The sequence below is a fragment of the Pseudomonas hygromyciniae genome (assembly GCF_016925675.1).
Classification (GTDB): Bacteria; Pseudomonadota; Gammaproteobacteria; order Pseudomonadales; family Pseudomonadaceae; genus Aquipseudomonas; species Aquipseudomonas hygromyciniae.
Genome location: NZ_CP070506.1, coordinates 3,317,537 through 3,336,693, shown reverse-complemented (window position 1 = coordinate 3,336,693; position 19,157 = coordinate 3,317,537). Strand labels below are relative to the sequence as shown.

The window sequence follows — 19,157 nt, the reverse complement described above, 5'->3', positions numbered from 1 at the left end:
ACTCCTGTTCACGTCTATTGAGAAAGGCTGCGGGTAGCCCGGGTAAAAATCCTGGTGGCGGCCTTGCCGCTGGGTGGGTGACGCTCGAACAACTGCTGCACCCATTCCGGGCGGGTCTTGCTGGCGTCGTTGATCCAGTTGGCCACCGAGTCCTGGGCGTATTTGTCGGTTTCATCGAGCATGGCAATCAGCAACGGTTCGGCCATCTGCGGTTCGGTTTTGAGCGAAGCGATGTGTTCACACCAGACCCCACGCGGGCGCAGGATTTCAACGCAGAAACGGCGGATCAGCGGGTCATCGCTGCGGGCATGGCGGCGGAGCAGTTCCAGCGCGCCCGTCAGGTCCTGGACCAGCAGCGGTCGCAAGGCAATCCAGGCCCATTCGCGCACGCCAAAATGTGGGTCGGTGGCGAACCGGAACTGGCTCAGCAAAGCCTGTTCCAGTTCGCTGTTGCGTTGGCAATAGGCATTGGCAAAGGCCGCCCAACTGCGCACGGTGTCCGACGGATGCTCCAGCAGCAGGCCCCAGGTCTGCTCGCGTAGGGGCAGGGCGGCGCTTTCCAGCCATTGCCCCAGTGCAAGGCCCAGGGCGGCGACTTTCTTGGAAATGCCCAGGGCCTGGCCGGCCTGGGCTGCGCTGTAAAGTGTTTGCGCCAGGGACGGCTCCAACTGTGCGCCAAGGGCCGTTGCCAGTGCTACCTGGTCAACGGCCAGGCATTCGCCCAGATTGCGAGTGGCCAGGCGGCCCTGGTCAATCAGGTCTTTGCGTTCTTCACTCATATCGATACCACCGACGCGGTCATGGCCTGGTCAGGCGTTGGGTTTGCGGCGCAGTAGCGCCCCGGTGAAAGCAGGTTGTCCGGATCCAGTGCGGTCTTGATCCGCGCCCCAAGCTGCCAGGCAGGCCCCTGGGAGTCGGTCAACAAGTGCATGAAGCGGGTGGGCACGCGATACGGCAATACGCCCTGAACCTTGCCGTGGGCGAACAGCTGGCGATAGCACTCATGGGCGCGGTTCGATGCCTGGGTATCGGCACGGTCGAACAGCAGTGGCACAGTGCAGTCGATGGCACGGCTCGACAGGCTGGTCAGCGTCACCGGGCAAGGCATTTGCTGCTGGCGGCACCGACGTTCCATGGCGCGCACAAAGTCGGCGACTTCTTGGATCTTCAGCGGCAGGATCGGGGCGTACCAGATCAGCCCGCAGTTATCTCGCGCAGGGTTCAAGGGCGCATCGGGCAGCGGCTTGGCGCCGGCGGTGTAGGCCAACGGCAGGGCCACTTCGCTGGGTTGGCCTTCCATCAGGTCGATGCCTTGCAGCATTTTGTCCAGGGTCCGCTGCCAGCGCCGCGACCAGCCGCCGGGCAGATGGCCCAGCAGGCGTCGTGCCGCAGTCAATTGACCCCGGGTCTTGAACAGCGATTTGCTGGCGAAAGCCTCAAGTTCATGGCTGATCATGCGTTTGAGCGGGGCGTGCTGGGCCTTCTGGCAATAGATCGAACCCACGCCCATCCACGCGGGCAGGCCCAGGGCATCGGCGGCGGCCCGTTGCTGCGCTTCACTCAGGCCCACCACCTGGGCGTCCTCACTGGCCATGGTCAACAGCCGCGTACGGTTCATCAGGTTGATGCCGCCGATCTGCCCGGGGGCCAGGTCCAGCATGCGCTTGATACCTGCCAAGGCTGCTTCCAGCCCTTGTTCTTCATCCACCCAGAAGTAGAACGGCTGGATAACTTCTGGCTTGCGCACCAGGGCAATCGACATTTGCGTCACCACGCCCAGCCCGCTTTGGCTGAACAGGCCGTCCAGGTACGGCCCCACACCCCATTTGAAGCAGGGCGCGGTGACCCCCAGGGCCATTGGCGAGCGGTACAGCGTCCCGTCGGCCAGCACCGCTTCGATGCCGAGTACCGCCTGAAAGTGATCGGTATGGGGGGTGATGCCAAAACCGCGCTCCAGTGCATTGCCCAGCACGCTGCAGGTCGGGCCCGCGCCGGTGACGGGTGTCAGCCACGGCAGGTTGTGTTCCTGTAGATAGCGGGCGAGGTCGCCCTGGGTCACCCCTGGCTCGAGGGTCACTACCGACAGTTCTTCATCGAACCCCAGAATCCGGTCCATCCCGGACAAGTCCATCAACACACAGTGGGCGTCGGTGGTCGAGGCGCTGCCGTAGCCCCAGTTGTGTCCGGTGCTGATCGGATGCACGGCAACCCCATAGCGCCGCGCGATCTCCATGCACGCCGACACTTGCTCGGTGGAGCGTGGCGCAATCACTACCCTGGCATACGCGGGGGAGCACATGGTGTCTTGCCCGAAGCGCTCAAGGCTGGCGGGGTCGATGCGCACCCCCGCGTCACCGAGTACCTCGCGCCACTGCTGCTGGGCAAGTGCCAGGTGGGCGGGTTCAAAAGGCACTGGCCAGGCCTCCCAGGCGCAGGAACAGGCGCAACTGGTTCACATCCGCCTGGCGACTGGCGGGCAGCGCGCTGTAGCGGCGGCGGAACTCAGGCTTCATTACTTTCACGCAGCGCCGCTTGGGCGTGCGAATCACCATCATCAACGGGCTGAACGCGGTGCTGTAGACCTTGGCACACGGGCCCAGGTAACTGGCGGCCAGGGTCTGGAACTCTTCCAGCGAGAATGCCGCGAGCAGTGAGTTGCGATAGTCCAGCAGGGTATCCGCGTCCGCGCCGTCGCTGGCACGCTGGACAAAGTAGTCGACGGACTCGATGCTTTTCAGGCGCCCGAAGTCATTCAGGTAAATCGCCCGGTCATTGCGCAGTACCCGGGAGATATTGCGAAAAGTGCCTTCCAGCTGGCCGAGGTTTTCCAGGTGATGCAGGGCCATCGACGAGATCACCACATCCACGCTGCGGTCAGCGATCATGCTGAGCCGGGTCATGTCATCTTCAATCAGCTGTACGTTGTCGATGCCTTGTTGGTGACACGCTTCACGCGCCACCTCGAGCATATTCTGCGACAGGTCCATTCCGATGAATTCGGCCCGTGGGTTGAGCCGTGCGACTTGCAGCAACAGGGCTGCCGGGCCGCAGCCGATGTCCAGCACCACGTCGCCGGGCTTGATCAGCGCGCACATCTGCGCACAGTGATAAAGGTGGGTGCCGGACAACGCCTGGCCCTGGGCGGCACTGTCGGCATAAGACGCCACACTCTGCTGTTCTTCCATGACCAAGGCCGGTTCGGGAATGCGCTCGAACGGTTGCTTGATCGTTATTTCCCTGAATATCGCGCGCAGCAATCCGCTGTCCATACTGCTTCCTCCATGAAATGACGTTTGAACGTGCTTACGCCAGGGCCAGTGCTCGCTGGACCCGTGGCGACAGGTTTCGGCCATGCACGCCACAGCGGGCCATATGGGTCAGCACTTCTTGTGCGTCCCAGCGGCGTACGCTGCCGGTGGCGGGCAGGCGGATATGGGCGTAGTCACTGCGGCAGAAAAAATCGAAGAAATGCGTGCGCTGGCCTTCGACGGCAAACCCTAGGGCAGGTCGCTGATAGGCCTGCTGGAAAATTGCCGGCGCGTTGCCCAGATCCAAACACAAGGGCAGCGACAGGGCGTTGTTTAGCTTGGTGTAGGGCTGCACCCGGCCCATGGGGGAGAAGAACAATACATTGCGATAAAACGCACCCGCCCGTGGATGCACGGCGATCAGCAGCCGCTGTACCCCGCGAAAATGCATGGCCCAGCGAAACATCGCGTTGTAGAGCATCAAGGGCACCCCTTTGCCCCGGTAACCTGCGGCCACCGCCAGGGTGCCGACCTCTGCCAGCCGGCCGCCGGCCAGGCGTTGCATGACGACCTCGTTGCCATGGACTTCTTCCAGGGGCAAACCGAGCATGGAATCTTCGATCAACGAGACGGTGCCGACGATCTGTTGATCCTTGATCGCCACAAAGGTGGTGGTGCCCGGCAACAAGTGGAACGCCGAAAAGCGCATGCCGGCCCGGCACACCGTGGAGATACCGCGCCGTGCATAGCTGTCGTTGACCAGGCGCAAGGCCTCTTCCAGTTCGAACAGGCTTTGCACCGGGCGAAACTCAAAGCCTTCGATGGCCAGGGGATGACGGGCGATACGCTTGATAAACAAGCGCCGGTAAAGCGTGGGTGGGATGTAGCGTTCCAGGGAAACCACGCTGTGGCGGATGACATCGACGCCGCTGTGAATACGTGGCTTCCTGCCGAAATTGGTCATCACTCGTTGACTGTGCAGCATCAAACACCTCCTTGTGTGACTACCGCGATTGAAGCAATTGAACCCCGGGCCTAATGCTCATCCGGCAGTTGCTGGGACAGCGCGTGGCTGGCCGAGATGCAATAGATCGACTCGGACAACGCCTGGCGCTGCTCAAGGCTCAAGCCCTGGATGATGGCGCTGATCCAATCGGTGTGTTCGGCAAACACCTCATCGACCACGCGCTTGCCGTCGGCAGTTAGCGTGATGATCAGCTTGCGTCGGTCGGTCGGGTCGGTCTTGCGCTTGATAAACCCGTCGCCCTGCAAGCCATCGAGCAAGCCGGTGACGGTGCCGGTGGTAATCGACAGACGTGTCGCCAACTCCAGGGGCGACAGCTTCCCGCCGGCGCTCTTGAGGGTGAGCATGATGACGAAGCGGCCCTCCGACAGGTTGTAGCGGGCCAGGCGGATGGCACACACACGATTGATCGCGGCCGCGGCCGACAGCAGCTCGAAGCACAGCTTGACACTGTCCCTGACCTCGGCTGGCACCCCATCAAGCTCGCGCAGCATGATGTGGTGTTTGTTCTCTAAAATATTCATAAGGCGCAGTTTATCTTGGCGCCTTACTAAGTCAACATTTTGTTTATTTGGCGAGGCGCGCCGCTGTCAGTGCGCCCTGGGGGACAGCGTAATCAGCCCGCCGTATCAGGCTCCGGCGCCTCTGTGCGCGGCTTGCTCACGGACCGGCTGGCCAACAACCCAAGCTCAAACAGAATCCACATCGGCACCGCCAGCATGGTTTGCGAAAACACGTCCGGTGGGGTCAGCAGCATGCCCACCACAAAGCAGCCGACGATCACATACGGCCGGCTTTTTTGCAGGGTCTGCACGTCCGTGATCCCGGCCCAGATCACCAGAAAGGTGGCCACCGGGATTTCGAACGCCAGGCCGAATGCCAGCAACAGCGCGAGGATGAAATCCAGGTACAGGGCGATATCGGTCATCATCGCCACGCCGTCTGGAGTCACGCTGGTAAAGAAGCCGAACATCATCGGGAACACCAGGAAAAACGCAAACGCCATGCCCGCGTAAAACAGCACCACACTGGCGGCCAGCAACCAGGCGGCGGTGCGGCGTTCCTGGCGGTACACTGCCGGCGCAATCATGCCCCAGGCCTGGTGCAGCAACAGCGGCATGCTGATGAACAGGGCGATCATCATGGTCAACTTGAGCGGCGCCAGAAACGGCGAGGTCACTCCGGTGGCGATCATGGTTGCGCCGCTGGGCAAAAAATCGCGCAGGGGTTGGGAGACGAAGCTGTAGAGCTGCTGGGCAAAGGGGAACAGCGCGCAAAACACCACGAGGATCGCCAGAACGCAGCGCACCAGGCGCGAGCGCAACCGGGTCAGGTGGCCGGTCACCGACAGGCGCGGGGCAGGCAAGGGCAGGTCGCTCATGGGGGCAGGTTGTCCTGGGGAAGGGGTGGTTTCTGGCGGCGGTGCAGCGTCCAGGCGGATGCCGTCGCGCAGTTGCTGTTCCAGTTGCCGCAAGGGTTGCTGATCGATGCTCTGCAACAGGTGTTCGTGGTCCAGTTCCTGAGTGACCTGGGCCTTGAGCGTATTCATCGCCCGCTTGGCCCGGCCCAGCCACAGCCCGGCATTGCGCGCGGCAATCGGCAGGCGCTCGGGGCCCAACACCAGCAGGGCCACCAGGCCCACCAGCAGCAGTTCGCTAAAACCGATATCGAACATCAGTGTTTGCTGTCTGCAGATCGCTGAGGCTCGGCTTGCACCTCAAGGCTGGTCTTTTCTGCCGCCTGGGCGCCGGGTTCGTTGCCCATGGATGAACGAAAGCCCTTGATGGCCTCACCCACATCGCTGCCCAGGCCCTTGAGGCGCCGGGTACCGAACAGCATCACCACGATCAGCAGCACGATGACCAGTTGCCAAATCCCTATACCACCCATATCGACACTCCAAGCCATTGATTTGAAATATGAAGGCGCAGTTTGCCGAGGCTTTATGACGCTGCGGTGACGTTTTTGCGGGAATTGTGTGAGCCTGCCACCTGGTTGAAACATCCGGTGTGTTGACTGTCGCCAGGTTCTACATAAAAGGCGGCGGGGCAATGGACAAGAAGCGGCAGCAGGGTGCGGCGTTGTTGATGGTGCTGGTGGCCCTGGCCATGCTCGCGGGCGGTATGGCCTGGATGGTCGAACAGGGGCGCCAGCAGGTCGATAGCGTGCGTTTGGTGCAGCAGCGCGTACAGGCGCGGGCGATCGAACGGGCGGCACTGGCCTTTACCGAACAGGCCCTGCAAGACCCGTTGTGGCGCGCCAGCCCATTATTCTGGCAGGCCATGCGCGGGCAACCGTTGGCTTATGACTTCAAGGGTGGCAAGGCAAGCATCCAGATTCGCGACCTGCACACCTGCTTCAACGTCAACGCCCTGATCGGCCCCGAAGCCGAACGTGCCCAGCGCCAACTGGTGCATTTGCTGGGAGCCGATATGGCCGCCGAGCGCTTGGTCCAGACCCTGGCCGACTGGCTTGACGCGGACCAGCAGACCCGCCTGCAAGGTGCCGAAAGCAACGAATACCTGCGTCAATCACCCCCGCGCCTGGCGGCCAATCAACGCATGCGCGATATCAGCGAGCTGAACCTGCTGGCGGTGCCCGACGCGCTCCGTGCTGTGCGCTATCCGCAGTTATGCAGCCTGGACGAGACTGCAGGCTGGCGGCTGAACGCCAATGCGCTGAATCTGGAGATGCTGCCGCTGCTGGATGCGTTGTACGAGGGCGAGGTATCGCGTTCGGTGCTGACCCGGCTGATCAGCGCGCGCCCGGCTGGGGGCTATCGTGATGCGGGCGAACTGCGCCAGGCCCTGGGAGCGATGGATGATGCGATGTTCGAGCAACTGAGCGAAGGATTGCAGCTCAACGGTGACCACTTCCTGTTGCAACTGGAGGTTGACCTGGATGGCCAGCGCTTTCGCAGCCAGTACCGTGTCGAAGCCCTGGGCGTGGTGAAATGGCATGCGCGGGTGCCGGCGCAGGGCATGCTGTTGCGCTCGCGGGAGCCGTTGCCGTAGCGGTAAACAATGTGGGCGGGCTTGCCCGCGATGGCGGTGGCTAGATTCCATAGAACTCTTTGATGGTTTTTGGGGTTGTGTACATATCCGTTGCTGCGGTCATGGCCACTTAAGGTTCCGCTCTTACAGCGGCTCACTTTTGTAGAGCGCAAAAGTAAGCAAAACGCTCTTGCCCCACCACTCGGTGCCTCGCCTAGGCTCGGCATGCCCGCAGTCAGGCATTGCTCCGTGGGCCCGCCGCGATCGGCCATCCATGGCCGTGTCGCGGCTACCCCGGCATCCTGCCGGGGTGCCCACTGCGCAATACCTGCCTGCGGCCATCGTGGTTTGACGGGGCGCCCAAGATCAAAAGCAGAGCAACAGCAACAACAAAGCCAGAGCGCGGAGCTGCATTCCCCTGTGGGAGCAGGCAAGCCAGTCCCACAGGTATACGCGTAAGCCTCACCGATCAGGTCGGCTGTCAGGCCGCCTCGCTCTGCTTGTGATTTTGATCTTAGGCGCCCCGTTAAACCACGCTGGCCGTAATCCGATATTGATTTGGGGGGTAAACCGGCAGGACGCCGGTTTAGCCGCGCTGGGCCATGGATGGCCCATCGCGGCGGCCCCCCAAAACAATGTCGGATTACGGGCACACCGAGCCTAGGCGAGGTGCCGAGTGGTGGGGCAAGAGCGCTTTGGTTACTTTCGCGCTCTTCGAAAGTGACCCGCCGTCAGGGCGGAACCCTAGGCGGCCATAACCGCAGCAACGGATATGTACACACCCCCAAGAACCATCAAAGAGCTAAGCCAGCTCCCACATTTAAATGGGGGGCGCCCAAAACGCTCTCCCGCATGCAGTGTTGCCCGTTGCGGGGTTTGCCTGCACCACAAAACAAATGTGGGAGCTGTCGAGCCCCGGCGAGGCTGCGAAAGCGGTAGGTCAGTCAGCATCAATGCTGGCAATTACCGCGTCATCGCAGCCTCACCGGGGCTCGAAAGCTCCCACCAGAACAGTGAAGCAGGAACCAGGTCGGCTCCTGCACTCTGATCAGATCGCCAATTCCCCCCCATCGGCCCGCTGGATCACCACCGTGGATGCACGTGGACGCACAGTCCCAACCGTGACGTCCGTGGCAACCGTGGTCGACGGCCAGTTTTCCGGGTGCTGGATGTTGACGAACACCGTCTTGTTGTCTGGTGTGAAAGTCACCCCAGTCACTTCCGAACCATTAGGCCCGACGAAGAAGCGGCGCAGGTCGGTCTGGTTCTGGGCGTTGACCGGTACTTGCTTGCCCTGGGCGTCGACCATGTTGGTGGGGATCACCACCAGCATCTGGTCGTTGGTGTAGTCGGTCAGGGTTTTTTCGCCGTTGTCGGTCTGGATCCACATCACGCCACGGCTGTCGAAGGTCATGCCGTCCGGGCTGGCGAACTGGTTCAGGGTGGTCAGGCCGGAGCGGTTGAGGTCCGGGCTGCCAGCAGCGTTGGCGCCAAACACAAAGATGTCCCAGGTGAACGACACCTGGTTATCGGCGTCATGCCAGCGAATGATGTGCCCGTGTTTGTTGTTCACCCGTGGGTTGGCGGGGTTGGCCACCGTGCGGCTGGTGTTGTTGGTGAGCGTCAGGTAGACGTCGCCATTGAGTGGGTTGACCGAGGTCCACTCCGGGCGGTCCATCGGCGTGGCGCCCAGGGCGTCGGCCGCGCCACGGGTGTTGAGGATGATCCCCGGCAGGTCGGTGAACTTCGCGCCCAGGGTGCTGCCATCGGTGGTGCTGGTGGCCACGTCCAGCAGCAGCCAGTTGCCGCTGCCATCGGCGTTGAAGCGCGCCACGTAGAGTTTGCCGCTGTCCATGTACTTGGCGCCGGTGGCCAGGCGATCGCTGGGGTTGGCGTCTGCCGGGTCCCACAACGCGGTGGAGACGAATTTGTAGAGGTACTCGTTTTGCGAGTCGTCGCCGCTGTAGAACACCACTGGCTTGCCAGCGGTGGTCAGGCCCGGCCAGCAACCTTCGTGGCGGAAGCGCCCGAGTGCGGTGCGTTTCACCGCACGGGTCGAGGCGTTGTACGGGTCGATCTCGACGATGTAGCCGTAGGTGCTGGCTTCGTTGCGGTAATCGTCGGTCGCGGTGGCGCCGCTTGGGGTCACGTTGAAGCGGCTGAACTCGCCGTTCACTTCGCTCGGGTCACCCGCGACACTTTCCCAGCGATAGTTGCCGTTGCCGGTACCCACGCCGATGCGCACCTGGTCTGCCGGGCGGGCGCCACTTTTATTGACGAAAATCCCTGGCCAGTTTTCTTCGCAGGTCAGGTAGGTGCCCCACGGGGTGTAGCCGTTACCACAGTTATTGTTGGTGCCGCGGGTCTGGGTGCCGGTCGGTGAGAATTTGGTTTTTACGTGATCGGTCCCTTTCATCGGGCCCGCCAGGTCCATGACGGTGGCGGTGGTGAAACGACGGTTCAGCGGGTCGTTTTCCATCACCTGCCAACGGCCATTGACCTTGGTGATGCGCATCACACCGGCGCCGTGGGCGTTGATCTCTTTGCGCACTTCTTCAACCGGACGCACACCACCAACCAGGGTTGGGCCAGCCGGGTGCAAGGCTTGCGCGTCGATGTATTCGTGGTTGATGGCCAGCAAGCCATCAGTGGAGCTGCCATTGATGGGGAAGAAGTGCATGCCGTCATGGTGCATGCCCACCGAGTTGGCCTGGTCGGTGGCGGTGTTGCTGCCGTCGCTTTTCCACGGGGCCGCGTTGCTGTTCAGCGGCGTGCCCCACGGGGCCAGCACGTGGGCGGTGTAGCCGGCGGCCACGGTGCAGGCATCGGTGAGTGAGCCTGGGATCGAGTTGAAGCCTAGCTTCAGCGCAGGTTTTGGCGGCTGGGTAGGCGTGTCGTTGTCTGAACCGCCGCCGCTGTCAAAGCAGCCCGTCAGGCCGGTGCCGGCAATCATGGCGATCGCGGCGCCGAGCCCGCCCCGTACCACACTGCGGCGGCTCAGGTAGGCAGTGAGTACCGATTCCATCGGCTCATTGAGGCTCAGGTTGCGATTCTGGTTGTCGCCAGTCTCTCGACTCATTTCATCAGGTCCTTTGTAGATCACGATTTTTGAAAGGAGCCCGAACTCTAAGAGTCGAATGTGATGATTCGCGGTCGGTTTTGTTAAAAAATGTATTTAATTGTATTTCTTTTTATTTCCTTTTGTTACAAGGAAGCATATTTCACTCCTGTTAAAAAAACTGACATTAAACCGTCATTAATTGACCCCCACTATGCCGCCCTTAAAGCAGAGTTAGCCCTAGGGTGAGAGAACAATGGCTTCAATGGTGCGGCGCGATGTATTGGGATGGATGACGCTGGGCGCCTGTGCGCCGTGGCTGGCCGGCTGCTCTAGCCTGGGGGCTGCGGCGGGTCCTGCGGACAGCCAGCCGGTCGACCTGCTGTATATCGCCGACACCCTTGATGCACGCCTGCCAGGTCGCCCGGTGGTACCCGCCACACGCCTGGGGCCGGCGACACGGATCGGCCAAGCGCCGTGGATCACCGGGCCCAATGCGCGTTTTCGCCAAGCCGATGGCAGCCAGTTGGACGGCCTGCTGGATGCCTCCTTAAGTGACAGCGTACAAACCGGCGGCTATGCGGTACTCGGCGCGGTGCTGCAACGCCTGCGTGATGAAGCCGGGCATGAGAGTAGCCTGACCCTGGAAAACGGCCAGTGCTGGAACGGCAGCGGCCTGGCTTACCTGACCCGTGGCCTGTCCGGGGTCCAGGGCAGTCAGTTGCTTGGCAGTGAGGTACGGGTCAGCAGCGATGAGCGGGTGCTATGGCCCGAACAATGCCAGGGCCTCTATCAGCAATTCGGTCATCCGGTGCTGGGCGCCGGCTTGGCCAACGCCAGTGCGCAACGCCTGGCCACCCCGGGGATGCAGGTGTTCCGCCGTGGCGGTGTGCGGATTGCCGTGGTTGGCATCACCGACCCTTATGCGCGGGACCAGCAAGCCTCCTTGAAACAATGGTTGCACAGCCTGCAACCGGTGCTCACCCAAGCCCGTGAAGAAGCCGACCTGGTGGTGGCCCTGGCTGATGTCGGCACCGGGCCGGGGTTCTGGCTGGCGGAGCGCCTGAGCCAGGTGGACTTGATGCTGTGCGCCCGTGGCCAGGACCTGTGGCCGCAGCCGGTGGAGATCCTGCAGAGTTCCGGCAAACGTGTACCGGTGGTGCTGGGTGGGACCCGGGCCAGCGGCGCGTTTCGCATCCGTTGCCAGGCGCAGGCGGGGCAATGGCGGTTTGATGCACGCTTTTTTCCGGCCCAGGCCAGTGCGTTGGACGCTAGCGCCCAGGCCCACGCCCAGCGTCTGCAACCGCGCCTGCAACAACAGCGCGCAGCCCACGCGGCCTGGCTCGACCAACCCCTGGCCAAAGCCCCGGAAAACCTCTGGCGCCGCGATGTGCGCGGCGGCAGTTGGGATCGCCTGTTGCACCAGGCCCTGGCCCGCGAGCCCAAGAGCGCGGTGCTGCTGCCGGGGCTGCGCTATGACAGCCCCTTGGCGCGCGGCCAGATGATTACCCGCGAACACTTGATCAGCCTCAGCGCGAGCTACCCGGCGCCGGTGGTCGATGTACCGGCGCAGCAGGTGCGCCAGGTCCTGGAAAACGGCGCCGAGCAACTGTTTGGCGAGCCGCTGCTGTTGGATAACAGCCAGGACCTGCCGCGCTGGCTCGGCCAGCCCTGGCAGGTCACCTATAGCCCTGGCGGCAAAAGGGTCAGTGAGTTTGCCGAACCGGTGGGCACCTGCCGCACCTTTGGCTTGGGCTTTGCCGCCGATGCCGGGCAACCGTTGTGGCAACACCTTGAAGGTTGGTTGCGCGAGCAGCCGGCGGATTGGCAACTGGCGCCATTGCAATTGCCCGAAGTGCGCTACGTGCAGGGGCACCCAGGATGGCATCCACGGAGCCAGGTCAGTTGAACCGGGCAGGCAGCCTGTTCAACGTGCTGCTGGTTACGTTGGTGGCCTGGCTCGCGGCGCAATGCGTGCTGCAACTGTGGCACGGGATCGCGCAGCCGATCGCGTCCAACCCGACCCCGGCGCCAGTCGCCGACCTATTGAGTAGCCATTGGACACCCCGCCAAGCGCCCAGCGACGACCTGCCGTTGACCACGCTCAAGGTCGATTACCTGGGCAGCCTCAAGGCCACGCCGTTGCGCGCCACGGTGCTGGTCCTGCGCTTTGCGCAGCAAGAACGCACGCTGACCCTGGGTCAGCGCCTGGCCCCGGGCATCGTCTTGCAGGACATCGATGAACGCGGGCTGATTTTCGACAATCAAGGGCAGCGCGAGCGCTTGCCATGGCCGACTGAGCGCCCGGTGATCGGCCTCAAGCGCAAGGAATGAACCGACGATGCATATGATCAATAAATGCCTGGGCCTGAGCGCATTGTGCCTGGCCTTGAGCGTGAACCCGGTCCGCGCCGAAGAAGCGCCGGCCTTGTATGAAGTGAACTTCATCGATACCGAACTCACGGACTTTATCGACAGCGTGTCGCGCATCACCAACACCACCTTCATCATCGACCCACGGGTCAAGGGCAAGGTCACGGTGCGCAGCCTGGACATGCTCGGTAGCGAGGCCATCTACGACATCTTCCTCGCCCAGTTGCGCGCCCAGGGGTTTGCCGCCGTCAACCTGCCCAATGGCAGCGTGAAGATCGTGCCGGACCAGGCCGCACGCCTGGAGCCGGTGCCGGTGGAGTCGGCGCGCCAGGTTGCGCAAGCCAACGACGGCATGGCCACCCGGGTATTCAGCGTGCGCAACGCCGCCAGTGAACAAATGCTCAATATCCTCAAGCCGCTGATCGACCCTCGCGTCGGGGTGATCAGCCCATACCCGTCGGCCAACTTGCTGGTGATCACCGACTGGCGCAGCAACCTCGACCGTATCGACGCGCTGTTGCAGCAACTCGACCAGGTCAGCCAGGAGCCCCTGGAAGTAATGCCCCTGGTCAACGCCAGCGCCAACGACACCGCGCAATTGATGACCCGCCTGCTGGCCCGCGAGCAGGGCGCCGATGGCGCGCAGGTGGTGGCCGACCCGCGCAGCAACGCCTTGTTGGTACGCGGCAGTGCCGACAGCCGCCAACGTGTACGCGCGCTGCTCAAGCAATTGGACCAGCCACAAAATGCCTTGCGCCCGTCGAACACCGTGGTGATGTACCTGCGCCACGCCAATGCCGCCGAAGTGGTCAAGGTGCTGCGCGGCTTGAGCCAGGACACCCCCGGCGCCGGCGCCGGTGGCGAGGGCGTGGCCGGGGAAGGCGCGCCCAAGCAGATGGCGGCCAGCGCCTCGGGGATTCGCATGGAGTCGGAGGAGGGCACCAATGCCGTGGTGATGGTCGGCCCGGACAGCGAAATCGCCGCCTACCGCACCATCGTCGAACAGCTGGATATCCGCCGTGCCCAGGTAGTAGTGGAGGCGATCATTGCCGAAGTCTCCGACACCCGCGCCCAGGAACTGGGGGTGCAATGGTTGTTTTTGGGTGACTCGTTTGGCGGCGGCGCGGTGAACTTTACCAATGGCGGGACGAGCATCGCCGGCCTGGCGGGGGCCGCTGCCAGTGGTGACACGGCTGGCCTGGGCAAGCTGTTGGCCAATGTGCCCGGCGCGACCGCAGGTTTTGGCAAGCTCAACGGCGGTGGGCTGAACTTCCTTGCGCTGCTCAACGCACTGAAGAGCGAAAGCGGCTTCAACCTGCTCTCGACCCCGACCCTGCTGACTCTGGACAACGCCGAGGCGTCGATCCTGGTGGGCCAGGAAGTGCCCTTTGTGACGGGCTCGGTAACGCAGAACAACACCAACCCCTACCAGACCATCGAGCGCAAGGAAGTGGGGATCAAGCTGCGGATCAAGCCGCAGATCAATATCGACAACACTGTGCGCCTGGACATCGTGCAAGAGGTCTCGTCGATTGCCGAAAGCACCGGTGCCAGCGATGTAATCACCAACAAGCGCGAGATCAAGACCAAGGTCATGGTCGAAGACAACGGCCTGGTGGTGCTCGGTGGGCTGATCGGCGACGAGGCCAAGAACAGTGACCAGCGTGTGCCGTGGCTCGGTGACATCCCGGGGATAGGACGGCTGTTTCGCTCCAACGCCAGCCAGCGCACCAAGCAGAACCTGATGGTATTTATCCGCCCGCGAATCATGCGCGACGGCGAGACCCTGGCCCAACTGAGCAGCGAGAAGTACCGCAACCTCAAGGTCAACTCCAACCTGGCATTGCCCGCAATCTCCGATAACAACGCCTTGCTGCGCTTGTTCCCGGCCAGCCGCGAACGCCTGGACGAGGGCGTGTGGTGAGTACGTTGTTACCTTACCGACTGGCGCGCCAGGCGGGGTTGGCGCGGGCGCCGGGCGCGCAGGGCTGGACCTTGTGCCTGCGCGAGGATGTGGACACCGACGCCTTGCAGGAAGTGTTGCGCGTGCATGGCTTGCCGACACTGGTCGAGCACCTTGACCCGGCCCAGTACGAACTGCGCCTGGGCGCTTTGTACCAGGCTGGCGAGTCAGCCACGGCGGCGTTGATCGAAGGCATCGGCGAGCAGGTCGACCTCGACAGCCTGATCAACGAACTGCCGCGTATCGAAGACTTGCTGGAGAGCGACAACGAGGCGCCGGTGATTCGCCTGATCAACGGCCTGTTCGCCGAAGGCCTGCGCCTGCGGGCCTCGGATATTCATATCGAAACCTTCGAGCAGAGCCTGGTGGTGCGCCTGCGGGTCGATGGCCATCTGCGCGAGATCCTGCGCCCGCCACGGGCCTTGTCGGCCATGTTGGTATCGCGGATCAAGGTCATGGCGCGCCTGGATATCGCCGAAAAACGCCAGCCTCAGGACGGCCGTATCACCCTGCGCTCCGGGGGGCGCGAGGTGGATATCCGTGTCTCGACCTTGCCCGGCATCCACGGCGAGCGCGTGGTGATGCGTGTGTTGGATAAACAGGCCAATCTGCTGGACCTGAATAATCTGGGGATGCCCGCCGAGGTGGAGCAGGCCCTGCGTGCGTGCCTGTCGCGACCCAACGGGATTTTGTTGAGCACCGGGCCTACCGGTTCGGGCAAGACCACCACGCTGTATGCCAGCCTCAATGCGCTGAACGATGGCTCGTGCAACATCCTCACCGTCGAAGACCCGGTGGAATACGCGATCACCGGCATCGGCCAGACCGCGATCAACCCCCGCGCCGGCATGACCTTCGCCAGCGGCCTGCGGGCGATCCTGCGCCAGGATCCGGACGTGATCATGCTCGGTGAAATCCGCGACCAGGAAACCGCGCAGATCGCCGTGCAAGCCAGCCTCACCGGGCACTTGGTACTGTCGACGCTGCACACCAATAGCGCGGTGGGCGCGGTCACCCGCTTGCGCGACATGGGCATCGAACCGTTCCTGATCGCCTCCAGCCTCAAGGGCGTGATGGCCCAGCGCCTAGTACGGCGCCTGTGCCATTGCGCAACGCCTGCGCCATTGCAGGCCGCCGAGCGCCAGCTGTGGCCGGAACTGGCAACCCTCGAACAGAGCTTTCACCCCCAGGGCTGCGACGACTGCCAGGGCAGTGGCTACAACGGGCGGATCGGCCTCTACGAATTCATCACCCTGGATGCCGGCTTGATCAGCCTGCTGTACGACGGCGCCAGCGAAGCGGCCATGCACGAATACCTGGCCGACAAGCGCCAGAGCCTGACCGCCATGGCCACCGACTGCCTGCGCCGTGGCGATACCAGCCTGGAGCAGGTCCTGCGTGCGGTGCGCGACTGATGCCGACCTATCGCTACCAGGCGCTGGACCTGCGCGGCAATCGCCGCAAAGCCAGTATCCAGGCAGAAAGCGAGCGCCATGCCCGGCAACTGCTGCGCGAGCAGGGCCTGTTTGCCCGGGAGCTGCAGGTGCAGGGCGCGAGCCTGTCGAGCCCGCGTGGGCAACGTTTGAACCATGGGCAACTGTGCGAATTGACCCGTCAGTTGGCCACGCTCTTGAGTGCCGGCATCCCCTTGGTGGATGCCCTGGGCACCCTGGAACGCCAATTGGCAGAGCCGGCGATCCGCAACTTGCTGGTGGCGGTGCGCGGCGCCCTCGGCGAAGGCTTGAGCCTGGCCCAGAGCCTGCGCCGCCAGGGCGGGCAGTTCAACACGCTGTACTGCGCACTGGTCGAGGCCGGCGAGCGCTCGGGCAAATTGGCGCCGGTCCTCGAGCGCCTGGCCGAGCACTTGGAGCAAGTGCAAAAACAACGACACAAGGCGCGCACGGCGTTGATCTACCCGGCGGTGTTGATCCTCGTGTCATTGGCGGTGGTGATCGGCCTGATGACCTTTGTGGTGCCCAAACTCACCGAGCAGTTCAGCCATACCGGGCAAAGCCTGCCGCTGATTACCCGGGTGCTGATCGGCGCCAGCGAAGGGCTGGTGATGCTTGGCCCGTGGTTGCTGGGGCTGGGCTCGCTGCTGGCGCTGGGGGCGCGGGTTTTACTGCGCCGGCCGCTGTGGCGCTTGCGCCGTGACGGCCTGGCCCTGCGCCTGCCACGTATCGGCGTGCTGTTGTCGGTGCTGGAAAGCGCGCGGGTGTCGCGCAGCCTGGCGATTTTGCTGGGCAGTGGCGTGCCGTTGCTTGAGTCCCTGGAGGTGGCCACCGCCACGGTCGGCAACCGGCAGATTCATCAATCCCTGGAAACCGTGCGTGAGCAGGTCGAAGGCGGCGTGACCCTGTACCGCGCGCTCAGTGCCAGCGGGCACTTTCCGCCGATGCTATTGAACATGGTCGCCAGCGGCGAGGCCAGCGGCACCTTGCCCGACATGCTGGAGCGGGTCGCCGACAACCAGGAGCGTGGGTTTGCGCGCCAGGTCGACCTGCTGCTGGCGTTATTCGAACCCCTGATGATTCTGCTGATGGGCGCGGTGGTGCTGTTCATCGTGCTGGCGGTGTTGCTGCCGATCATGCAGCTCAATCAGGGCCTTAGCCTTTGAAAATAGAGAACTTGAAAATGGAGAGCCAAGCCATGCCAGGCAATCGTGCAGTCAAACGCCGCGAACGCGGTTTCACCCTGATGGAAATCATGGTGGTGATTTTTATCATCGGCCTGCTGATCGCGGTGGTCGCCCCCAGCGTGCTCGGCAGCCAGGACAAGGCCATGCGCCAGAAGGCCCTGGCTGACCTGGCGACCCTGGAGCAGGCGCTGGATATGTACCGCCTCGACAACCTGCGGTTCCCTACCTCCGAGCAGGGTTTGCAGGCCCTGGTCAGCAAACCATCCCTGGAGCCGTTGCCGCGCAGCTGGCGCGCCGACGGCTATATCCGCCGGCTACCCGAGGACCCGTGGGGCAACGCCTATGGCTACCGCACGCCAGGCCAACATGGCCGGGTAGACTTGTTTTCCCTGGGCGCCGACGGCCAGGAAGGCGGCGAAGGCACCGATGCCGATATCGGTAACTGGAACCTCTAGGCATGCAGCGCAGTCGCGGGTTTTCGCTCCTGGAAATGCTGGTGGTGTTGCTGATCGTCGGCTTGTTCAGCGCCCTGGGGGGTGGCGTTCCTCGATGCCGGCCAGGCGCCGATGCGCCAGGCCCTGGCCCAACTGGCCAACGAGGCCCGCAGCCAGGCCGCCCAGGCCCGGCATGCCGGGCAGTTGCTGGGCTTGCGCTGGAATGGCCGCAGCCCCGAGTTCGTGCGCTGGCAGGTCGGGCGGGGTGCGCCTGGGTGGCGGGTCGAACCGTCGCGCAGCGCGCCCTGGCCGACTGGCCTGCAACCTGACTGGCCGGTGAGCAGCGAGCCCCAAGTGATGTTCACCCCATCGGGGGCTGGCCCGCCCGGTGTCATTGACCTGGCGTTGGGCCGAGGGCCGCCAGCGCTGGCAATGGCAAGCGGACAACACCCTGCATATCGCGACCCTGCCATGAAGCGCCAACGAGGTTTTACCTTGCTCGAAGTCATGGTCGCCCTGGGGATTGCCGCGCTGATGGCGGTGATGGTCAGCCAGTTGTTGCGCCAGCGCATCGCAACCCACCAGGCCGTCGCGCAACATCGCCTGGGCAGTTTGTGCGCGCGGGAACTGGAGACGCGGTTCGGCGTGGAGCAGTACTGGCCGCAGATCAAGGCGGTGAGCGGCGAGCTGCGCCAGGGGCACGCCACCTGTCACTGGCAACTGACCTTGGGCAATACCGGGGTCAATCGCTTGCGCCGAGGTGAGTTGACGCTGTTTGCCGACCCTGGGCAGCGCCAGCCCCTGGGCCAGTTCAGCCTGTTTCTGGTGCGCCCATGAAGGCCGCGCAGCGTGGCTTGACCCTGGTCGAGCTGTTGGTGGCGATGGCGCTCACGGCGGTGGTCGGGGTGTTGTTGGCCGCCCTGGTCAATGGCTGGGTCAAGGTGCGTGAGCGTTTGGAAGAGCCCGGCGGCGAGCCCCAGGTATTGGAATGGTGCATGGCCCTGGAGCGCCGTTTCGATGGCCTGGTGTTGCGCCAGTTGTACGAGCAGCGCTTGCCCCTGGACTTGGCGTGGCTGGAGTGGCAGCCGAGTCTGGGGCAATTGCAGTGGGTGGCCCTGGCCGCCTGGCCGCCCGCCGACGGCGCATCACGCGTGCAACGCCAGCGCCTGTTGTTCGATGCGCGCCAGCAGCGCCTGGAGCTGTGGGTCTCGGCCGACCTGTACGCCGCCGACAAGCCACGCTGGGCACTCAAAGAGTCATTGGCGCCGGTCGAGCGCGCCACCTTCAGTTTTTATCAGGGCACGCGTTGGCTGGCCTTTCCTTCTACTGCTGCCGCCCAGCCCAATCGCGGCGTGCGGATCGAGTTCGAGCATCATGGAGCCCCTTATGTCTGTACCTTCGCCTTGCCCGATACCCAGCCGTGAGG

The 19,157-nt window shown here is 63.5% G+C and carries 18 protein-coding genes and 1 pseudogene; 10 read left to right on the top strand and 9 right to left on the bottom strand.

Annotated features, from left to right (window positions below):
- Positions 1 to 14: 14 nt before the first annotated feature.
- The 8 genes and pseudogenes from JTY93_RS14585 to tatA form a co-directional block, all read right to left on the bottom strand.
- A complete protein-coding gene (locus JTY93_RS14585) occupies positions 15 to 779 on the bottom strand; it encodes a hypothetical protein (protein ID WP_205475672.1) in 765 nt (254 codons plus the stop codon).
- Entirely contained in the window at positions 776 to 2,413 is a 1,638-nt protein-coding gene (locus tag JTY93_RS14580; protein ID WP_205475671.1) for an FAD-binding oxidoreductase, read from the bottom strand. The genes JTY93_RS14585 and JTY93_RS14580 overlap by 4 nt, the downstream gene beginning before the upstream one ends.
- A complete protein-coding gene (locus JTY93_RS14575; RefSeq protein ID WP_205475670.1) occupies positions 2,403 to 3,269 on the bottom strand; it encodes a class I SAM-dependent methyltransferase in 867 nt (288 codons plus the stop codon). Before JTY93_RS14575 ends, JTY93_RS14580 begins: the two co-directional genes overlap by 11 nt.
- A 34-nt stretch (positions 3,270 to 3,303) precedes the next feature.
- Positions 3,304 to 4,233, bottom strand: coding sequence for a GNAT family N-acetyltransferase (locus tag JTY93_RS14570; RefSeq protein WP_169992932.1), 930 nt, complete (start codon positions 4,231 to 4,233; stop codon positions 3,304 to 3,306).
- A gap of 50 nt (positions 4,234 to 4,283) precedes the next feature.
- Positions 4,284 to 4,796: a MarR family winged helix-turn-helix transcriptional regulator gene (locus JTY93_RS14565; protein ID WP_205475669.1), complete on the bottom strand. Its 513-nt coding sequence runs from the start codon at positions 4,794 to 4,796 to the stop codon at positions 4,284 to 4,286.
- A gap of 92 nt (positions 4,797 to 4,888) precedes the next feature.
- Entirely contained in the window at positions 4,889 to 5,653 is a 765-nt protein-coding gene (tatC, locus tag JTY93_RS14560) for a twin-arginine translocase subunit TatC (protein ID WP_205475668.1), read from the bottom strand.
- A 126-nt stretch (positions 5,654 to 5,779) separates the two neighbouring features.
- Positions 5,780 to 5,947, bottom strand: a pseudogene (gene tatB, locus JTY93_RS29100) (Sec-independent protein translocase protein TatB); the annotation flags it as partial.
- On the bottom strand, positions 5,947 to 6,162 hold the full coding sequence (gene tatA / locus JTY93_RS14555) for a twin-arginine translocase TatA/TatE family subunit (RefSeq protein ID WP_205475666.1): 216 nt from the start codon (positions 6,160 to 6,162) through the stop codon (positions 5,947 to 5,949). The gene tatA and the pseudogene tatB, both read right to left, overlap by 1 nt.
- 161 nt (positions 6,163 to 6,323) lie before the next feature.
- Between tatA and gspK the strand changes: the two genes are divergently transcribed.
- On the top strand, positions 6,324 to 7,286 hold the full coding sequence (gspK, locus tag JTY93_RS14550) for a type II secretion system minor pseudopilin GspK (RefSeq protein WP_205475665.1): 963 nt from the start codon (positions 6,324 to 6,326) through the stop codon (positions 7,284 to 7,286).
- A 1,027-nt stretch (positions 7,287 to 8,313) separates the two neighbouring features.
- Here gspK and JTY93_RS14545 read toward each other — a convergent pair.
- On the bottom strand, positions 8,314 to 10,344 hold the full coding sequence (locus tag JTY93_RS14545; RefSeq protein WP_205475664.1) for a PhoX family protein: 2,031 nt from the start codon (positions 10,342 to 10,344) through the stop codon (positions 8,314 to 8,316).
- A gap of 235 nt (positions 10,345 to 10,579) precedes the next feature.
- Here JTY93_RS14545 and JTY93_RS14540 point away from each other — a divergent pair, with 235 nt between their 5' ends.
- The 9 genes from JTY93_RS14540 (at position 10,580) to JTY93_RS14500 (ending at position 19,155) form a co-directional block, all read left to right on the top strand.
- Positions 10,580 to 12,232 (top strand): bifunctional UDP-sugar hydrolase/5'-nucleotidase, encoded by a 1,653-nt coding sequence (locus JTY93_RS14540; protein ID WP_205475663.1) that lies wholly within the window; start codon positions 10,580 to 10,582, stop codon positions 12,230 to 12,232.
- Positions 12,229 to 12,657 carry a pilus assembly protein PilZ gene (locus tag JTY93_RS14535; protein ID WP_240357217.1) on the top strand — a complete coding sequence of 143 codons (429 nt, stop codon included), beginning with the start codon at positions 12,229 to 12,231 and terminating at the stop codon, positions 12,655 to 12,657. The genes JTY93_RS14540 and JTY93_RS14535 overlap by 4 nt, the downstream gene beginning before the upstream one ends.
- A 7-nt stretch (positions 12,658 to 12,664) precedes the next feature.
- Entirely contained in the window at positions 12,665 to 14,620 is a 1,956-nt protein-coding gene (gene gspD, locus JTY93_RS14530) for a type II secretion system secretin GspD (RefSeq protein ID WP_375373132.1), read from the top strand.
- A gap of 5 nt (positions 14,621 to 14,625) precedes the next feature.
- Positions 14,626 to 16,074 (top strand): GspE/PulE family protein, encoded by a 1,449-nt coding sequence (locus JTY93_RS14525; protein ID WP_205475741.1) that lies wholly within the window; start codon positions 14,626 to 14,628, stop codon positions 16,072 to 16,074.
- The gene (gene gspF, locus JTY93_RS14520) at positions 16,074 to 17,276 is read left to right on the top strand and encodes a type II secretion system inner membrane protein GspF (protein ID WP_205475662.1); all 1,203 of its coding nucleotides are present in this window, start codon (positions 16,074 to 16,076) and stop codon (positions 17,274 to 17,276) included. The genes JTY93_RS14525 and gspF overlap by 1 nt, the downstream gene beginning before the upstream one ends.
- A gap of 32 nt (positions 17,277 to 17,308) precedes the next feature.
- Positions 17,309 to 17,752, top strand: a complete 444-nt coding sequence (gspG, locus tag JTY93_RS14515) for a type II secretion system major pseudopilin GspG (protein ID WP_169992908.1) — start codon at positions 17,309 to 17,311, stop codon at positions 17,750 to 17,752.
- A 2-nt stretch (positions 17,753 to 17,754) separates the two neighbouring features.
- Positions 17,755 to 18,060, top strand: a complete 306-nt coding sequence (locus JTY93_RS14510) for a pilus assembly FimT family protein (protein WP_311136317.1) — start codon at positions 17,755 to 17,757, stop codon at positions 18,058 to 18,060.
- 142 nt (positions 18,061 to 18,202) lie between these two features.
- Positions 18,203 to 18,568, top strand: a complete 366-nt coding sequence (locus tag JTY93_RS14505) for a type II secretion system protein (protein WP_205475660.1) — start codon at positions 18,203 to 18,205, stop codon at positions 18,566 to 18,568.
- Positions 18,565 to 19,155, top strand: coding sequence for a PulJ/GspJ family protein (locus JTY93_RS14500; protein ID WP_205475659.1), 591 nt, complete (start codon positions 18,565 to 18,567; stop codon positions 19,153 to 19,155). Before JTY93_RS14505 ends, JTY93_RS14500 begins: the two co-directional genes overlap by 4 nt.
- Positions 19,156 to 19,157 lie beyond the last annotated feature (2 nt).

Excerpts from the sequence above, each read along its gene's own strand:
- JTY93_RS14585 (WP_205475672.1), bottom strand. The coding sequence starts at position 779 with ATGAGTGAAGAACGCAAAGACCTGATTGACCAGGGCCGCCTGGCCACT.
- JTY93_RS14575 (WP_205475670.1), bottom strand. The coding sequence starts at position 3,269 with ATGGACAGCGGATTGCTGCGCGCGATATTCAGGGAAATAACGATCAAG.
- JTY93_RS14570 (WP_169992932.1), bottom strand. The coding sequence starts at position 4,233 with ATGCTGCACAGTCAACGAGTGATGACCAATTTCGGCAGGAAGCCACGT.
- JTY93_RS14565 (WP_205475669.1), bottom strand. The coding sequence starts at position 4,796 with ATGAATATTTTAGAGAACAAACACCACATCATGCTGCGCGAGCTTGAT.
- tatC (WP_205475668.1), bottom strand. The coding sequence starts at position 5,653 with ATGAGCGACCTGCCCTTGCCTGCCCCGCGCCTGTCGGTGACCGGCCAC.
- tatA (WP_205475666.1), bottom strand. The coding sequence starts at position 6,162 with ATGGGTGGTATAGGGATTTGGCAACTGGTCATCGTGCTGCTGATCGTG.
- gspK (WP_205475665.1), top strand. The coding sequence starts at position 6,324 with ATGGACAAGAAGCGGCAGCAGGGTGCGGCGTTGTTGATGGTGCTGGTG.
- JTY93_RS14545 (WP_205475664.1), bottom strand. The coding sequence starts at position 10,344 with ATGAGTCGAGAGACTGGCGACAACCAGAATCGCAACCTGAGCCTCAAT.
- JTY93_RS14540 (WP_205475663.1), top strand. The coding sequence starts at position 10,580 with ATGGCTTCAATGGTGCGGCGCGATGTATTGGGATGGATGACGCTGGGC.
- gspD (WP_375373132.1), top strand. The coding sequence starts at position 12,665 with ATGCATATGATCAATAAATGCCTGGGCCTGAGCGCATTGTGCCTGGCC.
- gspF (WP_205475662.1), top strand. The coding sequence starts at position 16,074 with ATGCCGACCTATCGCTACCAGGCGCTGGACCTGCGCGGCAATCGCCGC.
- gspG (WP_169992908.1), top strand. The coding sequence starts at position 17,309 with ATGCCAGGCAATCGTGCAGTCAAACGCCGCGAACGCGGTTTCACCCTG.
- JTY93_RS14510 (WP_311136317.1), top strand. The coding sequence starts at position 17,755 with ATGCAGCGCAGTCGCGGGTTTTCGCTCCTGGAAATGCTGGTGGTGTTG.
- JTY93_RS14505 (WP_205475660.1), top strand. The coding sequence starts at position 18,203 with ATGAAGCGCCAACGAGGTTTTACCTTGCTCGAAGTCATGGTCGCCCTG.
- JTY93_RS14500 (WP_205475659.1), top strand. The coding sequence starts at position 18,565 with ATGAAGGCCGCGCAGCGTGGCTTGACCCTGGTCGAGCTGTTGGTGGCG.